Below are 17,346 nucleotides of genomic sequence, written 5' to 3'. Positions count from 1 at the left end.
GGGAAGTTTCCGGTCGGAGGCTGTGGTGTGCCTGCTGGCGGATTCGGGTAATTTCCATTTGGGTTTGTGGAAGTTGACTGCTGGCGATAAGTTCCGCTTGGAGCTGAACCTGTTGGCTGTGGAGAATAAGCAGCTCCTGCTGCCTGTCCCGCAGATGCTTTGCTTTCTGCAAATTCCTGATCTTCGACAACGACATCGGTTGTGTATACTTTTTGACCATCGCGGTTTGTGTAGCTTCCGGTTTGAATGCGGCCACGAATAGTAATCTTTGTTCCCTGTTTAAAATACTTTTCCGCGATTTCTGCAAATTTTCCAAATGCCAAACAACTGATATAGTCGGCTGTTGGCTGATCGCTATTCTGCGATCTGTAGCGGCGATCTACAGCAAGAGTATATCTTGCAATACAGTTCGGCCGTTCTCCCTGCGAATAACGCACTTCTGGGTCCCTCGTTAATCTTCCCATTAATACAACTGAATTCATACTTGTCCTCCTAATTCTTATGGAGGCAGAAAGGAGTCTTTTGTGGTTCTCCTTTCGCCCGATTTAATGTTCAAATATAGTATATAGAAATCAGAAAAAAATAAATTTCTTTTTTCTATGAGTATAGAATAGCAAAAAATATTTTTTCCCATTTTCACGTACGAAAAAAAATGTATTTTTATAATACTATAATTAAAATCAAATGATTAAAAAAGGATGGATAGCAGAATGAGCAGATTAAAGCAAATAAAAGCACAGCAAAAACAGGTTCGCACCCCTAAAAAAGAGCATAAAAAGCAGACCGGACTTCCCGTATATAATAGTCGTGGAAAAAATATAACACCCAGTAGAAAGCAGAAGCAAAAAAAGCTGGGGATCACTTTGATCATCTGTTCCGGAATTTTCGCATTTATTTATCTGCCGCAGTATTTTTATGTGCCTACGGCACAAACCGTTAATGTCAGCACAGACATAACAGCGATCAGAAAGGCAAATACGGTATTAAGAGAAGATCCTTCTGGCGATTATGATGGGGACGGGTTATCAAATGCAGACGAAGAGACGAATGGAACAGATCCATGGAATATTGATACAGATGGAGACGGCGCTACAGATTATTGTGAATTGAAAGTTACAAATACGAATCCGTTAAAAGCTGAAACTGTTCTGGCAGATAAACAGAAAAAGACGGATCAGGAAAATGGGAAGGAAGTTGGATCTCCTTATCAAATAGGAAACGTAATCCTTTGGGCAGACGATTATGCATCAAAATCATATGGTTCTGTTGTGGAAACTATTACAGGGTATAGGTTTTGTGGATTTACAGGATACGCTCAGTTTCCAGATTCGAAAAACAAATACGTCTACAAGAACATAAATGGAGTCCGGACGTTGCTGGATAAAAAAACGGAAGAAAATGCGTGGCGCATTGATGGAGATATGTCTGTTGAGCTGTATGATACAAAGTTAAAGCAGATTTCTGAATTTTCCTTTTTCGGACATTCCATATATCCAGATAGCAATCTCTTTTTCAAGGGTTTAACAACGATTCTTCCAGATACGGGCTTTATAACTGGAACAGAAAAGACAGCAATGGATATTGATCCAGATACACGAGCAAATACAATCACAGACATCAAGAAAATTTCATATGACGCAGATGACACAAAAAGATACACACAGAACAGCAATACATTAAATGACCTTCAGTTCGTAAGACAATCCATAGCCGAGGATAATGCATGCATCTTGGCATCACTTATGAGCGCTGAACGAGGAGAGTACATAGTTCTTATTTATGGATACGATTACGAGGGAAATTTACTTTGCGCAGATAATTCAACGGGACAACGAATTGGAACAATCCAAATCACGGAAAAAGCGAAAAAAATCTTAAACAAATCTGGAGAAATTGTATCTATCTCATATTTTGATTTCAAAGGGTTTGGCTTCAACTCAATATCCGGAGATCGAATCAGCTTTTTCGCTTCCGCTGATGGATCACAGACATCAGAAAGTAACTTCTCAAAAGAAGCAATTTCAGAAAAACAGGATGATACAGATGCGGAAAAAGAAGCAACACCTACTCCGTCCGCAACGCCAACACCATCACCTGATGTGTCTGAACAGCCCGTTTTAAGTGAATCAGAACAGACGAAAACTTCAGAAAAGAGCGATTTGACGACAAAAGAAGCTCGTGAACAGATGCAAATAGATCAGATGGAAGATGATTCGGCGGATCATCCGGAAGAATAAGAGAGGCTTTTGGCCTCTTTTATTTTTGCAGATATTTTCTATTCTATCCATAACTGGGATGGATGACGAAAGGAGCAAACAATATAATTTGAAATCCATGCCCGCCAATTATTAAAGAAATGGAGGGAGTCACAATGAAATCGATTAAATACGATAAGGAAGAATTTCAAGATCTTGTAAACAGTGTTACACCGTTACAGGCAGTAGAATGGTTATTGATGAATGGCTATCCAATACAGGTTAGAAACTTAGGAAAAAGTACAGTAGATATCTTATGTCCATCTCCGGATCACAATGATACGAATTTTGGAAATTGCAAAATATCAACGAATCGTTACGATGGAAGAGCAGGCAGCCGATGTCATTGCTACTGCTGCAATATGTCATATGACAGCTACGACATCTTAAAGCAATTTCTTTCCTATAGACAATCCATCGAAGCCTTGATCGAGATTTCTGGAAAAGTAGATTATTATCAATCTTCAAAAAAAATAAAGAAAAAGAAAGATCCTGTAGCTAAAGAAACCAAAGAATTGTTAGGTCTTGCGACATATCCGAGCTTCAATCTGGTAAAAAATTGTACTTTCGAGGAACCAGCGGGATGTTATTTTCGAAAATGCGAGAATGGCTCCTATCTGATTATGGAGCAGCCCAAATGGAACCCTTGGATAGATTTGGATTTAGAAACCCGACAGTGGATTTTGAGAGAAAAGTCGAAAGAAAAAATGATTCAAATTGGACGTTTGGCACGCCAATTAACAGGATCGGAGTTTGTTTCAACCGATACACAGGAAATTTTTCAATATTTTGATCAATACGGAAGAAATGAGTTGTTAAGAGAATTAGATGGCATTTTTCGTGAATGCCAAAAGGTATATCGTAGAAATGGAGGAAAAATCCATAATTCACAAGAACTTATAAATAGCCAGAGTGTTTTGGCTTAGGCAAAAAAGTGGGTTGAGAAAATGAAACCCACTTTTTTTATATGTGAATTTCTGAAAAATAGAAAATAATGATACTAATCTTAGAATGGAGGATTTACTTTGAAAGCATATGGATTTATTCATTGTCACTCAGACTATTCATTAAAGGATTCGACGAATAAGATTGAAAAACTGTGCCTTGCAGCAAAGGAAATGGGTGCAAAAGCGATTACACTGACAGATCATGGAGTGTGTGCGGGACATGTTGAATTCTTAAATGCCTGCAACGCAATAGGGATAAAAGGAATCCCCGGCGTAGAAGCATACGTTCAGACGGATTATGCAGATCATGCACATTTAATACTGCTTCCCATGAACTATGAAGGATATCAGGAGCTATGCAAAGCGGTCACTTTATCAAACCAGCATATGCTTACTCTTGGACGTATTCCGTCGCCCGTTATGAACTACGAAATCTTAGAGTCTTGTTTTGCAAGTGGAAATGTAATTGCGTCAAGTGCTTGCGTAAATGGAGTTTTAAGCTGTATTCTGTTGCATAATAAACATATCCTACATGAAATTGATCTGTTAAAAAGGAGACAGAAAAAATATCCAGCTCCAAATACGCTGGAAATGAAATTATTATTGTTCGAAATTGAAAAAACGTCTATTGAAGTAGAAGCATTGAGATCTGAAAAAGAGTAGACTAAGAAATTGGCAAAAAAGACGTATAAAAAGAGGTTGCAAGGGTTAGCGTCATTGCAAGCGGATTCGCAGGTATACATAGCAACGAAACAGAAACTGGAAAACGAAATGCGAGAAACCGAAAACGCGAAAGAAAAGCTGCAGCATATCTCTGCCGAACTCAAAAGAAAGTCATCTGAAGTGACCAGAAACAAGGAACGTGTGAAAAAAGCCCAAAAAAGTCTCGAACAATGGTACAAATATGAAAGCCAAATTCAAGAAAAAAATCGGGAAATAGAACCGGATGGGAAACTGATTTCAATGGCAGAGAAGGAATTACTACGATTTCAGAAGATTTTCAAGGGGAATTTCTATGTGGAACTGCAGTATCATGGTATGGAAGATGAAGCCTATGTGATGCCAATTCTTGCTGAATTAGCGTATAGGAATGGCGTTTCCGTTGTCGCAACAAATGATGTGCATATCATTCGGCCAGAAGATGCTGAGGGACGCAGCTACCTGAAGTCATTGCGTTTTGAAAAGTTTGAACCAGTGACGGATTCGGACAGGGAATTGTATTTAAAATCAGATACGGAATTATCTCAAAAATTGTGTGAGATAATTCCAGAAAACATTGTAAAGTCAGCTATCGCTAATATCAGGGTAATATGTGACAAATGCAATGTTGATATTCCGCGTGTGCCTGAAGCACAGCATTATCCGGTTTTTCTGGACGAAATGGGACAGCGTGTCGATGCTCCGAAATTATTGCGGCAAAAGGCTTATTGCGGATTGAAAAGAAAAGTAAGTACAATTTCACAGAAATATATAGATCGAATGGAATATGAACTTAATACGATTATTGATATGGGATATGCAGATTATATTCTGATCGTAGCCGATTATGTGCAGGAGGGAAAACGGATTGCCAAGATGAATAATCCATATAAAATGGGATATGGGGTTGGTCCAGGCCGCGGTTCGGGAGCAGGATCTCTTGTGAACTATTGTATGGGAATAACTGCATTGGACCCGTTGCAATATAATTTACTGTTCGAACGATTTTTAAATAAAGAGCGAGTTTCCATGCCGGATATTGATGTGGATTTTTCAAATGAAATTAGAGACAATTTGGTTCAATATGTGAAGAAAAAATATGGCAGTTCTGCGGTTGCGTATATTCGGACGGTTATGACGCAGCTTGCAAAAGCCTGTATACAGAATATGGCAAGAGTCAGGGGATATGAAATGTACCCAATGCCAGAAAAAGAACAAGGGAGAAAATCGAAAGAAATCTGTGAGCAGGGAAGAAAAGAGATCCGTAGGATCGGAGAAGAACTCTGCAAAAATATTTCAAATAAAACAGGCACATTGTCAGAAAATCGAGATGATATATTAAAAGACTATGAAACTTCGAAAGAACATAGAATCATCTTGGATCGTGCCGTATCAATAGAAGGTACTATTACAGCATTTTCTGTACATCCGGCGGGCATTATTATCGGCGATGGAAAGCCCCTTTCCAGCTATATTCCAATGTATTATAATACCCAGAAAGAGCAATGGGCAGTATCCTGCAACATGGTCGAAGCAGAAGAGATTGGGTTATTGAAAATGGATTTTCTTGCTTTAAAGAATCTGGATATCATCTCTGAATCTATTCGAAGAATAAAGAAAAACTATGGAATTGAAATTGATCCAGAGAAACTTCCATTTGAAGATGAGGTTTTTTCTCACATATTTGCAGAGGGCAGAACATCCTTTATATTCCAATTTGAGTCTGATGGCATGAAAAAAATGCTGCGTGAGTTTAAACCAGACTCATTTGAAGACTTGATCTTACTGGTTGCCGCATATCGTCCCGGCCCGATGGATTTTATTCCGGATATTATAGCAGCAAAGCATGGAAAGAAAGAAACTCACTATATTATCCCTCAATTGAAAGAAATATTGGGGACAACATATGGGCAATGTATCTATCAGGAACAGTTAATGTCCATTTTCCATGAATGTGCAGGCTTTTCTCTCGGACAAGCAGACATTATTCGACGATATATGTCGAAAAAGAAAGTAGATAAGTTTCTAAAGTATAAATCCCAGTTTGTAGACGGTGTTGTTTTAAATGGTGCCGACAGAACGGATGCAGAAGCACTCTGGGAATCTTTGGAAGGTTTTGCGCGGTACGCATTTAACAGGTCTCATGCTGCGGTTTATGCGCTGATTTCATATATGACTGCATGGCTTAAATTCCATTATCCAGTAGAATTTATGTGTGCGATTTTGAATGCTTCTGAATTAGACAGGATTTCGCTTGCAGTTAAGGAATGTTCAACAATGGGAGTTTCGGTGATTTCACCAGATATTAATCGTTCAGAAATGCAGTTTTCTGATTACAATGGAAAAATCTTGTATGGGTTGGCTGCAATTAAAGGAATATCAAGTGCCAGTATGCAGGAAATGATAGAAGAAAGGAAAAAGGGAAAATTTCAGAATTATTGTGATCTGCTTGCAAGAGTTTCTATTGGAAAAGCCGACATGGAAAAACTGATCGTTAGTGGTGCATTAGATAAATGTGGTTTTTCACGCACTGCACTAAAAAATGCAATTCTTCCGGCATTTGCTATAAAAAACAAATATATCAAAGATTATACAACAGAAGAAATCTGCCGAAAATTAAAAGAAGAGATTTCCCTTTCACAAAGCTCAGATAAAGAAAATTGGCTGCTCCAATTAAATGAAGAAAAGGAGCTTTTGGGAGCTTATATATCTGGACATCCATTGGAACAATTTAAACTCTTAAAAGCAGATAAATCAATTACACCTTTATCACATGCTGAAGCCGAAAAACCACAAATTTATATGGGGGTTATATCCAATATTAAGGAATTTCGGCAGCGGAATGACGGAATAGGTGTTACATTTGATTTGGAAGATTGGGACGGATTGGCTTCATGCATTGTTTTTGCCCAACACTACAAACAAGTCCAAAAATATATCAAAGATGGAAATGTTATCAAAGTATACGGGTATTTTAATAAACAAGACGAAGAATCCTTTTCAAACGAATTGATTGCAAGGCAGATATTTCCATGTCATCCTTACAGCAACCATGTTTTTATCAGCTTCCAATCCAGGACAGAATGGCCGGATGTATGCCAAAGTTTGAAACCGTATCTGGTTGAGCAGGGACATCCTGTAATATTCTACGAATGCGACAATGGATCTATTCGTGAACACTTACAATTTAAGGGAAAGGAAATCTTTTTAAATGACGATGTATTGCATCTTAAAACAGATGCTATACGTAATATTCGAAAATTGAATTTTTGAAATCCACTCATGGGCCGAAACAGAAATGTTTCGGCCTAAAATTTTCGGACATTTTACAATACTAATAGTAAGGACCTTATTTTGAGGTTCAAAATCAGATAAGGAGAAGAAGAACATGGAAAACACAAAAACTGTTCTGAAAAATGAAATCCATATCGCAGGCACAGTAGTGTCTATGCGTATGGAAGAACGCGGAAACTGCATCTTAGTTATTCGTTCCAATGCAGAAAGGCAGATTCGGAATATTCAACTGAGATTCTATGACATTAACCAGGCAATTATTTTCCGCGTTGGTGATCATGTCCGAATTGCTGGGCATATGCAGAACCGTAGAACACAGGATGCGGAAGGAAATTATCATTCCACACCAACAATTGTTGGAGACAGCATCGCTGTTTCCAAACGTAGATTAACACAGATTCTTGATGAATCAATTCCGGAGCAAGGCGGTGGTGCGCAGGCTGATGAAAACTGGGGAGTGCTTGCCGGTATCGTAACATCGATCAGAACGCCTACGGACAAAGTTACCTTCCTGAATATTCGCATTCCCTCTGGAAGAAGAGATTATAATTGCAGAGTAACGTGCCTTGGCAGATTTCAGCGGGCAGCAGCAAATTTGAAGGAAGGAGAAAATGTTGCTGTATCATGCTATGTATCTGTACTTGACGATACCCAAAGGGAAAGCCGTCAGAGCCTTGTTTGCACAGATCTGTTCTCTTATGGAGAAAGTGACGAAGCCCCGAAAGCCCCGGAAGAGCCGACAGAAAGTCTTCAGCCAGAAGAAGAGGCGAATAATGACAAGAATGAGTCCTTTGATCCCCCTGCTGTTCCAGCAAATCCGGAAACAGGCGTTGACGCTTTCTCTGAGAAAACGCTGCAAACGGCAAATAGTAATTATGAAGAGCGGCATTCTGAGAACAATCCGGCACATGTGGAAACCGCTAATGCTCAGATGCAGTATCCATTTCAGAGAGCGCAGAACAATTACTATGAAGAGACAACCTAAGATAATAATCGCATGTTTGGTGATGGCAGTCGGGTTGACCAGTTGTACGGTCACGCCAGCAGAACCATCGACTGGTAAATATGCTACACAATATCCGCAGACAACATTGGAATATAGCATCTATATTAACAAACAGATCACTGTGTTTGTTAATGAACTATCTACGCGTCTTAACCAAGCGGTACATTCAACGGATGGCGTGTATGAGAACGAGACTGAAGCCACGGAGCAGAGTATACAGTTACTACAGGAAACACTGGATAATGTAACTGCTATGCAGCCGTCCGTCGGTAAAGAGGATGATAGATTATCCTTAATAACAGCGATGCAAACAGCACTCGATCATATGAAAGAGTATAAGGAATCTGTTGAAAGTGGAGAAACCGATCTGACGAATTATAGCCATATATTCGAAACAGACATTAATGTGCTGACGGGGATGGCCTCTCTATATAATCAATAGAAACAGGAGGGCATTATGGCGAAAGAGAACACAGTATATCTATATGGACGTGTCAAACAACCACCTCGGATATACAAGAATAAAGCAGGACAATATGTCTTGGGAAAGATTGTTGTCGATACGAACCGAAAATCTTATGCTACAGAAGAATTGTTGCTTAGAGGAGAGATTCGTAGAGATAGTATTCTTGTCCGTACAGAACATGAAGAGATGATTCGGGATGTATATACGCTTATCAATGAAGGAGATTTTGTCCAGATCAAAGGCACATTATGCACGAAAGAATACCAAAGAGAACCTTTATGCATGCACTGTCATGAAGTAATGGAACCGTATATTGAAGATGGTGTTCAGGTATATGTGAATCCAATTGCTGTAAATATTATGGAACGTGGTGAAGTCTCCTTCCATGAATTTGTCGAGCAAAACAATTTAGACCATGATATGCAGAACATGTTACTAAGTACGGGATTCTTTGCCCTTTCAGAACGTGATATTTGGCAACATCTGGAGAAAGAAATTGAATTTTCAAACCAAATATTCCTGGATGGGCAGTTATGTCGGGAACCTGTTTTTCAGCCTGGCGGAGAAAAAGGGAAACCACCATCCATGATTCAGTTTCAGATTGCTTCAAACCGTAAACGCCGGATTGTTGAGGATGGCGTAGACAAAAAGACAGATTATGTATGGATTAAAGCCTACGGTCTCAAAGCAGCAGAATATGCCGCGGCGCTGCATATCCATTCCAATGTGAGCATAAATGGGGCAATACAAACAAGGTCTTATGTGAAAGAATATGAGTGTCCATATTGCGGTCAGATCAGTAAAATAGCATATTTGGCTGTTGAAGTAATTCCGTATTCTATTGAGTATGGAGCAAATTGTACATTACCAGACCCACAAGAAAGGGGAGAAGAGTCTGATGAAACAGACGAGATTAGCGGATCGTTTGACAGCGAATCAGATTGAAGCCAAAAACGTCGAAGAACGTAACCTTTCGGAAATGAAAAGAGATATGGGAGATTCTCATATCTCTTTTCAACGATCCCGGCGTATTAAAAATAAAACATCTGTGAAATTAAAAAGGAGCAAAGAAAAGAGGTTAGCTTCGATCCGGCGGGAGCCTGCAGAGCCGGAAGAATTATATTCAGAGGATTCGTTGGAGATAAATGAATTATTGCAGCAACGGCAGGAAGAGAAAAGTCAGAAGCATCAAAAGATTTTTTCAAACATTATGAGCGGTGTATTGATTGCAGGATGCGTTTACGTATCTATTCTTATCTATGGAGTTATGGTGACCGATTATAATTACAATGAAAATGGAGAAATTGTACCGGAAGTTGTATCGGTACAAGACATCAAAGAAGAAAAAGCTTACGATACAATTCTGTATCAATACTTACAATGCCGATCGTTATATGAAGAAGTGCTAATGCTGGATTACAGATTAGGGAAGGGAGAGGAAGATCCTTTGACCTTGGCACCGCTATATGAGGAAAAATTGGATACGGTATCCTCATTATCCATAAAAACAGATGCTTTAACAGTTGAGACAAAATATTCCAAAGTGAAGGATATGCTGCTATCTTGGATCAAAAATGATATTGCAGTCTATTTGCAAAACATGTCTTCGGCTATATCTCAAAATAATTCCGAAACGGCTCAGAATGCGTTACAGGATAAAGACAGGGTATATTCTGATTTTTCGCTGATAACGCAGAATTTGGTTGCTATGGGAGAAAATCTGCAAGGAGTTGACCTAACTGATGTAAAGCAATGGACACCCGAAGACTATGTTGATGAACAGATTAATGGAGAGTAATCATGGGATCAGATAAATCATTTGATACACTATTAAATAAATATAACATTCTTCTGGCACAGACAAGAGATTTGAAAGAACAGCTGAAAAATTCTCAAGAGAAGAACCAACAATTATTATCTAAATTTGATGTTGTAGAAAAGAATGTTCGGGAATTATGCGAAGATATACTTGCCAAAGATCCTAAAGAAATGAAACTTGGAATTGAATATTCTTGGGATAAAATCGAGTTATTGGAGCTTATCCGGAAAAGCAAAAGTGCATTTCATGTATATATCAGCGCCCGGAAAGATATTTTGGAGAGAATGGCAGATTTATGTGAAGAACGCGGAAATCAAATAGAAAGTTTGAAACTGCAGATACAAAAATTACTTGAAGAGCCAACTGCTAGAACTCTGACAATGGAGGAATTGGAAAAAAGGTGTAATGAAGTCAAAGAAAAAGAAGAAATGATGACTAAGTTATCACCTAAAATGCAAGAGAAAGTGGCAAGCGGGAAAATTGAATTGATTGAAACGGAAGCAAATGATCCGGTAATTAATGAAGAAATGGATGTTGTCGTCGATGCAGAGGATATGGAGGATGAATTGATTCGAAAAAAACTTATGAGCAGTTCTATTCCTGGAACTGATCATAGAAGGACATTTCAAGCTGCTAAAAGTAAGCGGAAGGAACGCGCCAATAAGTATGCATTGGAAGATTATGACGATACGTTAAAACAATTATCTGATGAGGATAAAATGTTAATTCGTATTATTGGGACAAAAGGATATTCTCTTTACAGTGATATTTATACTGAAATTTCAAAAGAAATGCCGGAAATTACAAACGGAAAGACAAGGAGTTCGTTAAAGTTTTTAGTTGGATGTCAAATTTTACAAGAAGAAAAGGTGAAAGTCAAAACCACAATCAGTTTTTTTTATTTTTCAATAAAGGGAAGCCGAATTTTTGAAATTTTATTTCAAGAGAAGCCAATTATGTCTATGGCTGAAAAATTAATTGCAGAACATGACAATCTTGTTCATGGATATGGAATCTTTTTGACAGCAGAAATTCTTAAAGAAAATGAACGATTTCGTAATGTGAATATATGGAACCGTAAACATCCATTAAAAATACGCGAAGGTATGTCATATATTCCAGATATTATCTGCACTACACTAGATGGCAAACAAATGTACATTGAGTATGAATGTGGAAATCATACCCAGACAAATTTTAATGGAAAATGCAATAAAATGTTGAATTTCACCAATACATTGAACTTTATTGTTCCAAATCGTAAAGGGGAAGAGATTATTAATTCACAGGTACGCAAGTGGATCGATAATAAAGGAATTGAAGCACTGAATTACGTAAAAATACGTGTAACATCTGCTGCAATTATAAAAGATGTGAATCTGTTAGAGGATTCAAGTTGGCATTTTGTATACAATCTTTCTAAGCGTGAAATCCCAGAAGTAAATTAAATATTTGAGCCTAAAGAGTCGAGAAGGAGTCTTGTAGTCATGAAAAGCATGCTGACTACAAGGCTCTTTTATTTTTTCCCTTTTTTTTAATTCTATTGTTAAAGAACTTTTTAACTGGGAGGTGAACTACGTGAAATCATTTTTAGCATTTAATCAAAATGCTGTTAGCAATTTTTTGTATTTGTTGAGTAGTAATGGATTTTCCTTTTTATTGGTGTTTGGAGTCCTTGGAACCATATTATTGCTGCTCAAAGAAGAATATGACATTGCTGCCAGAGATGAACATGGAGTAATTTGAAAGGAGGCACGTTATGCGTAACGATAACGAAATCGTATATCGCCAAAACATGACGAGAAATGAAGCAGTGCATATCTTGAAAGCAATTGCTTTCCCGATAGCAGTGTTTTGTCTTGGATTATTTACGATCAACATGTTTGGTGAGTTCGGAAAAAAATTGATTTGTCCATTATCGGGCGCTATGTGGGATGTTGGTGTTTTAGTCGCGCTTTTAATGCCTAGTCAGAGAAAGGATGCTCTAAACCACATGTTAATTGTATGCGCGACATATTATGGCACGTTGATTACGGTTCACGCAGTATTAAGCGTTGTGTCTGGAGTCTCATCGGAAATGATAGCAGCATCTTTCGAACAAGCCATTCCGACATCAACAGGAAATGCTATTCCTGGGTATTTACAGACGATGATGTGGTTTACTGGCGTTTTAGTTCCTCTTGGCGAGATTGGATATCAACTGAAACGATTATTTCAGTTTAAAAAGCAACAGACATTGGCAAAAACCTTTGCACAAAAGCGTGGCCTTCGAAATGGAGGGCGAAGCAACAGCAATATTTTATAAAATGAGAAATGAGGTGAAAATGTGCTTTCACTATTCCAAATCAAGCAAATATTACATCCGGTTACAGAGACTCTTCCGACAGATGACTTTCGCATTCTGGATTCGTGGGCTGAATATGATGAAAACTCCTCGAAAGATCCAGAAAAACGCAATCTGCAATATCTGTGTTATGAGATGGAAGTTATGAATCCATCTACTGGCGAACGTATCCATTGCTATAAGGCTATAAAAATGGCACGAGTAATCCGGCTGCCGGCGGATGCCAAACAGTCAACAGCACTAATGGATATGCAGGAACAAGTATTAACTGCAGTCAATCAGCAGAATGCCAACTTAATTACAATTATCGCCAATGTACTAAAACCAGTAGCGGTTGGATTGCTATACATCTATGGAATTCAAGGTGTAGCGTCTACGATCAACAAAGCAAAAGAAAAGGCAAAACACGGATTCCTTGGCTTTGTCGGATCAATGCAGGGAACTTTTCGGGTATTAGAGATGCGATGTGCAAATGCCGAAGAAACCGAATGGTTGAGGGAAAAGATGTACAATATGGATTACCTCACCGTAGTCCGCGGTATTCCCAAAGCAAATAAAGCTGGGGAGGATGCCGGAAATAAAGGAATGGGCGGATCTAATGTAAACCCAGATTCACAAGGTACCTTGGAAGAAATTATTACAGGTATGGCAGATTATGAGTACGTTCTGGAAATCCTTTCAACTCCTGTACATACAGATACATTGATGAGCTGGCAGCGCCAATCTCAGGTTGAAATGACAGATTGGTATGGACAACTGCAGGGAACGAAATCCTTAAACCTAAATTTGTCAATCCCGATGATGTATATGGCTAATGCATCCCAAAGTCAGGGATGGAGCAAAGCATATACGGATGCCAATACAGTAAGTTATGCACGAGGAGAGTCTTTTACGACATCCCAAGGACAGTCTGTGGGACAGTCATTATCTCAGACTTATGGACAATCTATGGGGCAGAGTCAGGGACAGTCTATTTCTAATTCCTACTCTCAAGGAGTATCACATACACAGGGGGTAAGCTTTGGTCAGACCTTTGGTCACTCAATTGGGCAGAGCAGCGGATTTTCCATAAATCAGTCGCACGGAACTTCTTCCGGAGTATCTTTTGGGCAGAGCCAAGGGGTTTCAAATGGGTCCTCCTTTGGACAGAGCCAAGGGTCATCGAGTGGAACCTCCTTTGGGCAGAGTCATGGAACTTCAAGCGGAACTTCTTTTGGGCAGAGTCATGGAACTTCATCGGGATCTTCCTTTGGCGTATCGCAAAATGAATCGACAAACGTTGGAACTTCTGTGAATCATGGCGTAAGCCAGAATACAGGAATTTCTCAGGGACAATCCCAATCTTTCAATCAAGGAATTTCTCATAGCTATGGAACCTCTCAGAATCAAGGGATTTCCCAAAGCACCAATATTTCTCAGGGACATTCGGTATCGCAAGGAAATAGCTATAATATGAGTTATGGCCAAAATACTTCGCAATCACATAGCGTTGGGAATAGTCAATCCTATGGCTGGAGCCAAGGCCAGAGTATGAATCGGGGACAATCTGCTTCCTTTGGACAATCTTCATCTTCAAGTTTGAGTCAGGGAGTCTCATCCTCATCCTCATTTGGTATGAGTGAAGGTGTTAATAGCAGCCATGGAAGTTCTGCTAACTACGGACAATCATCTTCAGCAGGACATAGTTCAACATTTGGCGGCAATTTTGGCGGTTCATTGGGGCTTCCGTTTGGAACAGCCAGTGGAAATGCGTCTATTTCCGGTAGCAGCAGCGATTCAGCGTCATTTGGAGAATCATCATCCAATGGCATCAGCAATAGCGTTGGACAAAGCCATGGTACAAGCTTTGGGACATCCTCTGGTTCCTCTATGAGCAGCGGAGTCTCACATGGACAAAGTACATCTCAAGGAGCGTCTTTGTCATATGGCAGTTCTGCGGGCATTAGCGGCAGCTATGGAGCCAATGAAAGTTATGGAACTAATATTGGTCAGAGCATCAGCCAAGGCTGGGGAGCTAATCAATCAGTCAGCGATTCTTACAGCATCGGAAATGGTGTAAGCCAATCCGTAAGCCATGGTATATCGGAAAGTGCGGGCTTATCGCAGTCTTATGGATATGGACAAAGCAGTAGCATTAGTAATTCTGTCGGTGTTTCGGATAGCATGGGAATGTCTTATGGTCATGGAGTATCAACTGGTATCAGCGCATCACAGAATGTTGGACAATCAGATAGTACCAGCATGAGTCAGAATTTTGGACAATCGCAGAGTCAGAATTTTGGACAAAATTACGGAATATCCAGTGGTGTAAATTATGGTCAAAATTATGGCCAATCCGTAAGCCAGAATGTAGGACAGAATTATGGAATATCTGATAGTGTAAGCTATGGTCAGAACTATGGACAATCCGAAAGCTACTCGCAGTCTCAAAACTATGGACAATCTGAATCTGTTGGTCAGAGTGAGACGTTTGGCAAATCGGTAGGACAGACACTCACAAATTCTGTGTCACAGTCAGCTTCCACAGGATATGGACAAAACGTTGGAAATACAGAAAGCGTGTCCAATGGAAACAGCTATACAACTTCCAATGGGTCTTCACAAGGAACCAGCAACGGAACAACCGGAACATCTTCTATGGGAACCAGTAGTTCTATGGGCTTGGGACCATCTATTGGATACAGCAAATCATATCAATGGCTGGATCAGGGAGTCAAAGATCTGCTTGAATTGATGGAATATCAAAATGAGCGTATAAAAAAAGCATTGCGCGGACAGGGAGCTTTTTATACATATGTATACATTGCGTGTCCGAGTTTGGACGCTCTTTCCACCGCACAGGCAGTTGCAAAGTCAACATGGCAAAACGAGTATGCGATGGTAAACCCAGTTCAAGTTCTTGACTTAACTGAGACAGAGCAAAAACATTTGTTATATCACTTTTCAGCCTTTTCTGCAGACGTAACCAGAGAAAATGTATTTGGAGCAGAAGAGTATAAATACTGTACAGTCCTGCTCCCGGAAGAATATGTTGCATACACGCATCTGCCGCGTGTCTCAGAAGGAGGCGTATTTTCGATTGTACAAGATGTTCCTAAATTCTCAGTTCCAGCACGTATGCAGGGAGACATATATATGGGAACCATTCTTAATCCAGAACGTTTTACTTTTGAGCATGGTTATCGAACAGCATTTGACTATAGAATCGATGAAAACAATTTAATGCATGGATTTTTTACAGGAGCATCGCGGTCAGGAAAAACTGTGGCAGCTATGCGTTTTATCGCGGAATTATCAAAAATCCGGCGAAAAAAGACAGGAAAGAGATTACGAATTGTTGTTATGGACCCGAAACAGGATTGGCGTACCTTGGCACGTTTTGTGGAACCAGAACGCTTTAACTTCTATTCTATGGGAAATCCTAATTTTAACCCAATTCATATTAATCCTTGGAAAGTGCCTCATGGTGTTAATCCGCAGGTTTGGATAGACGGAGTTATTGATATTTATTGCCGGGCTTATGGATTATTAGAGCGTGGAAAGCAAATGATTGCAGACGTTGTTTACGAACTGTATAAGGAAAATGGAGTATTCGATGTTTCAGGATCGGATAGCGAAAGTAAGGATTTAGTGGCTGAATTATCATCAAGAGTTAATTTTCAGTCTATATACCGTAGAATGGAGGAAAAGCGAGACAAACTCACAGGGGCAGGAAAATCAGGAAACGACACGAAAGATGCATATGCACGATTGATAGAGCGTCTTTCCTGCTTCTCAAGAGAATATTCCATCGAATCCAAGCTGTACGGCAGCTCAGAAGGCATTGCTATTGATGATTTGATAGGAGCTGATGAGGTTACTGTTTTAGAGTCGAAAGGTCTTGAAAACACGTTCAAAAATTTCATCTTTGGTGTTATTACAAGTGGATTCTTTAAGTTTGCATTAGCGCATGAAGGCGGATATTTGGCAGATGATCAATACGAAACTGTTCTTGTATTGGAAGAAGCCAACGAAGTATTAACTGGAAATGATTGTGCAGGTACTGGCGGCGGACAAAATTTTGGCATGTCCGGACAATCCGAATTTGAACAGATTTTGGATCAGTCTGCCGGATATGGATTGTTTATTTTTGCAATCACGCAGAAAATAGCAGATATGCCATCTTCAGTTATTGCTAATAGCGGACTTGTATTTGCTGGGCGACTCAAACGGACAGATGATATTAATGTTGTCGTACGAACGGTTGGCCGTGAAGAACGCATTGACGATCGTGATCTGGTCAAATGGTTTCCAAGAAGTCCTACCGGATGGTTTGTTTGCCAAACCTCGAGAACGTTTGACTTTAAAGATGCGGAACCCATTCTTGTACAGATCAGCAGATTGAACATTAATCCACCATCTAATATCGAGCTTGATGAGATCCTGATTCAGAAAAAGGCGAAAACGATTATGTCAGCTTGATGTTTCCTATAGAAAAAGCAGAGATGGGGAATGCAACAAAACCTAAATATCCTGA

General features: G+C 39.5%; 12 protein-coding genes and 1 pseudogene. 12 read left to right on the top strand and 1 reads right to left on the bottom strand.

The window, feature by feature from the left end; all coding sequences use genetic code 11:
* Nucleotides 1-62 precede the first annotated feature (62 nt).
* A pseudogene (locus tag DWY63_RS19125) lies at nt 63-482 on the bottom strand (single-stranded DNA-binding protein); the annotation flags it as partial.
* A gap of 228 nt (nt 483-710) precedes the next feature.
* Here DWY63_RS19125 and DWY63_RS11890 point away from each other — a divergent pair.
* The 12 genes from DWY63_RS11890 to DWY63_RS17880 all read left to right on the top strand — a co-directional run bounded on the left by DWY63_RS11890 (nt 711) and on the right by DWY63_RS17880 (nt 17,291).
* Entirely contained in the window at nt 711-2,237 is a 1,527-nt protein-coding gene (locus DWY63_RS11890) for a thrombospondin type 3 repeat-containing protein (protein WP_117802257.1), read from the top strand.
* 134 nt (nt 2,238-2,371) lie between these two features.
* Nucleotides 2,372-3,181 carry a hypothetical protein gene (locus DWY63_RS11885; RefSeq protein ID WP_117802256.1) on the top strand — a complete coding sequence of 270 codons (810 nt, stop codon included), beginning with the start codon at nt 2,372-2,374 and terminating at the stop codon, nt 3,179-3,181.
* A gap of 99 nt (nt 3,182-3,280) precedes the next feature.
* Nucleotides 3,281-3,865 carry a PHP domain-containing protein gene (locus tag DWY63_RS11880; RefSeq protein ID WP_117802255.1) on the top strand — a complete coding sequence of 195 codons (585 nt, stop codon included), beginning with the start codon at nt 3,281-3,283 and terminating at the stop codon, nt 3,863-3,865.
* A 9-nt stretch (nt 3,866-3,874) separates the two neighbouring features.
* Complete coding sequence (dnaE, locus tag DWY63_RS11875) at nt 3,875-7,174, top strand: DNA polymerase III subunit alpha (RefSeq protein WP_117802254.1); 3,300 nt, start codon at nt 3,875-3,877, stop codon at nt 7,172-7,174.
* 115 nt (nt 7,175-7,289) lie between these two features.
* Nucleotides 7,290-8,180, top strand: a complete 891-nt coding sequence (locus DWY63_RS11870) for a hypothetical protein (RefSeq protein ID WP_117802253.1) — start codon at nt 7,290-7,292, stop codon at nt 8,178-8,180.
* The gene (locus tag DWY63_RS11865; RefSeq protein WP_117802252.1) at nt 8,164-8,643 is read left to right on the top strand and encodes a hypothetical protein; all 480 of its coding nucleotides are present in this window, start codon (nt 8,164-8,166) and stop codon (nt 8,641-8,643) included. The genes DWY63_RS11870 and DWY63_RS11865 overlap by 17 nt, the downstream gene beginning before the upstream one ends.
* A 15-nt stretch (nt 8,644-8,658) precedes the next feature.
* Nucleotides 8,659-9,612, top strand: coding sequence for a single-stranded DNA-binding protein (locus tag DWY63_RS11860; protein WP_117802251.1), 954 nt, complete (start codon nt 8,659-8,661; stop codon nt 9,610-9,612).
* Entirely contained in the window at nt 9,566-10,465 is a 900-nt protein-coding gene (locus tag DWY63_RS11855; protein WP_117802250.1) for a hypothetical protein, read from the top strand. Before DWY63_RS11860 ends, DWY63_RS11855 begins: the two co-directional genes overlap by 47 nt.
* Nucleotides 10,466-10,467: 2 nt before the next feature.
* Entirely contained in the window at nt 10,468-11,934 is a 1,467-nt protein-coding gene (locus tag DWY63_RS11850; protein WP_117802249.1) for a hypothetical protein, read from the top strand.
* A gap of 130 nt (nt 11,935-12,064) precedes the next feature.
* Entirely contained in the window at nt 12,065-12,232 is a 168-nt protein-coding gene (locus DWY63_RS18015; RefSeq protein ID WP_158568362.1) for a hypothetical protein, read from the top strand.
* 13 nt (nt 12,233-12,245) lie between these two features.
* On the top strand, nt 12,246-12,791 hold the full coding sequence (locus DWY63_RS11845) for a hypothetical protein (RefSeq protein ID WP_117802248.1): 546 nt from the start codon (nt 12,246-12,248) through the stop codon (nt 12,789-12,791).
* Between the two features lie 21 nt (nt 12,792-12,812).
* Nucleotides 12,813-17,291, top strand: a complete 4,479-nt coding sequence (locus DWY63_RS17880) for a serine-rich protein (protein WP_147343069.1) — start codon at nt 12,813-12,815, stop codon at nt 17,289-17,291.
* The last annotated feature ends 55 nt before the right edge of the window (nt 17,292-17,346 follow it).

It is taken from the genome of Blautia sp. AF26-2, assembly GCF_003460955.1.
Taxonomy (GTDB): Bacteria; Bacillota; Clostridia; order Lachnospirales; family Lachnospiraceae; genus Fusicatenibacter; species Fusicatenibacter saccharivorans.
Note: the sequence above shows the minus strand (reverse complement) of the source record. Positions and strands in the feature narration are given on the sequence as shown.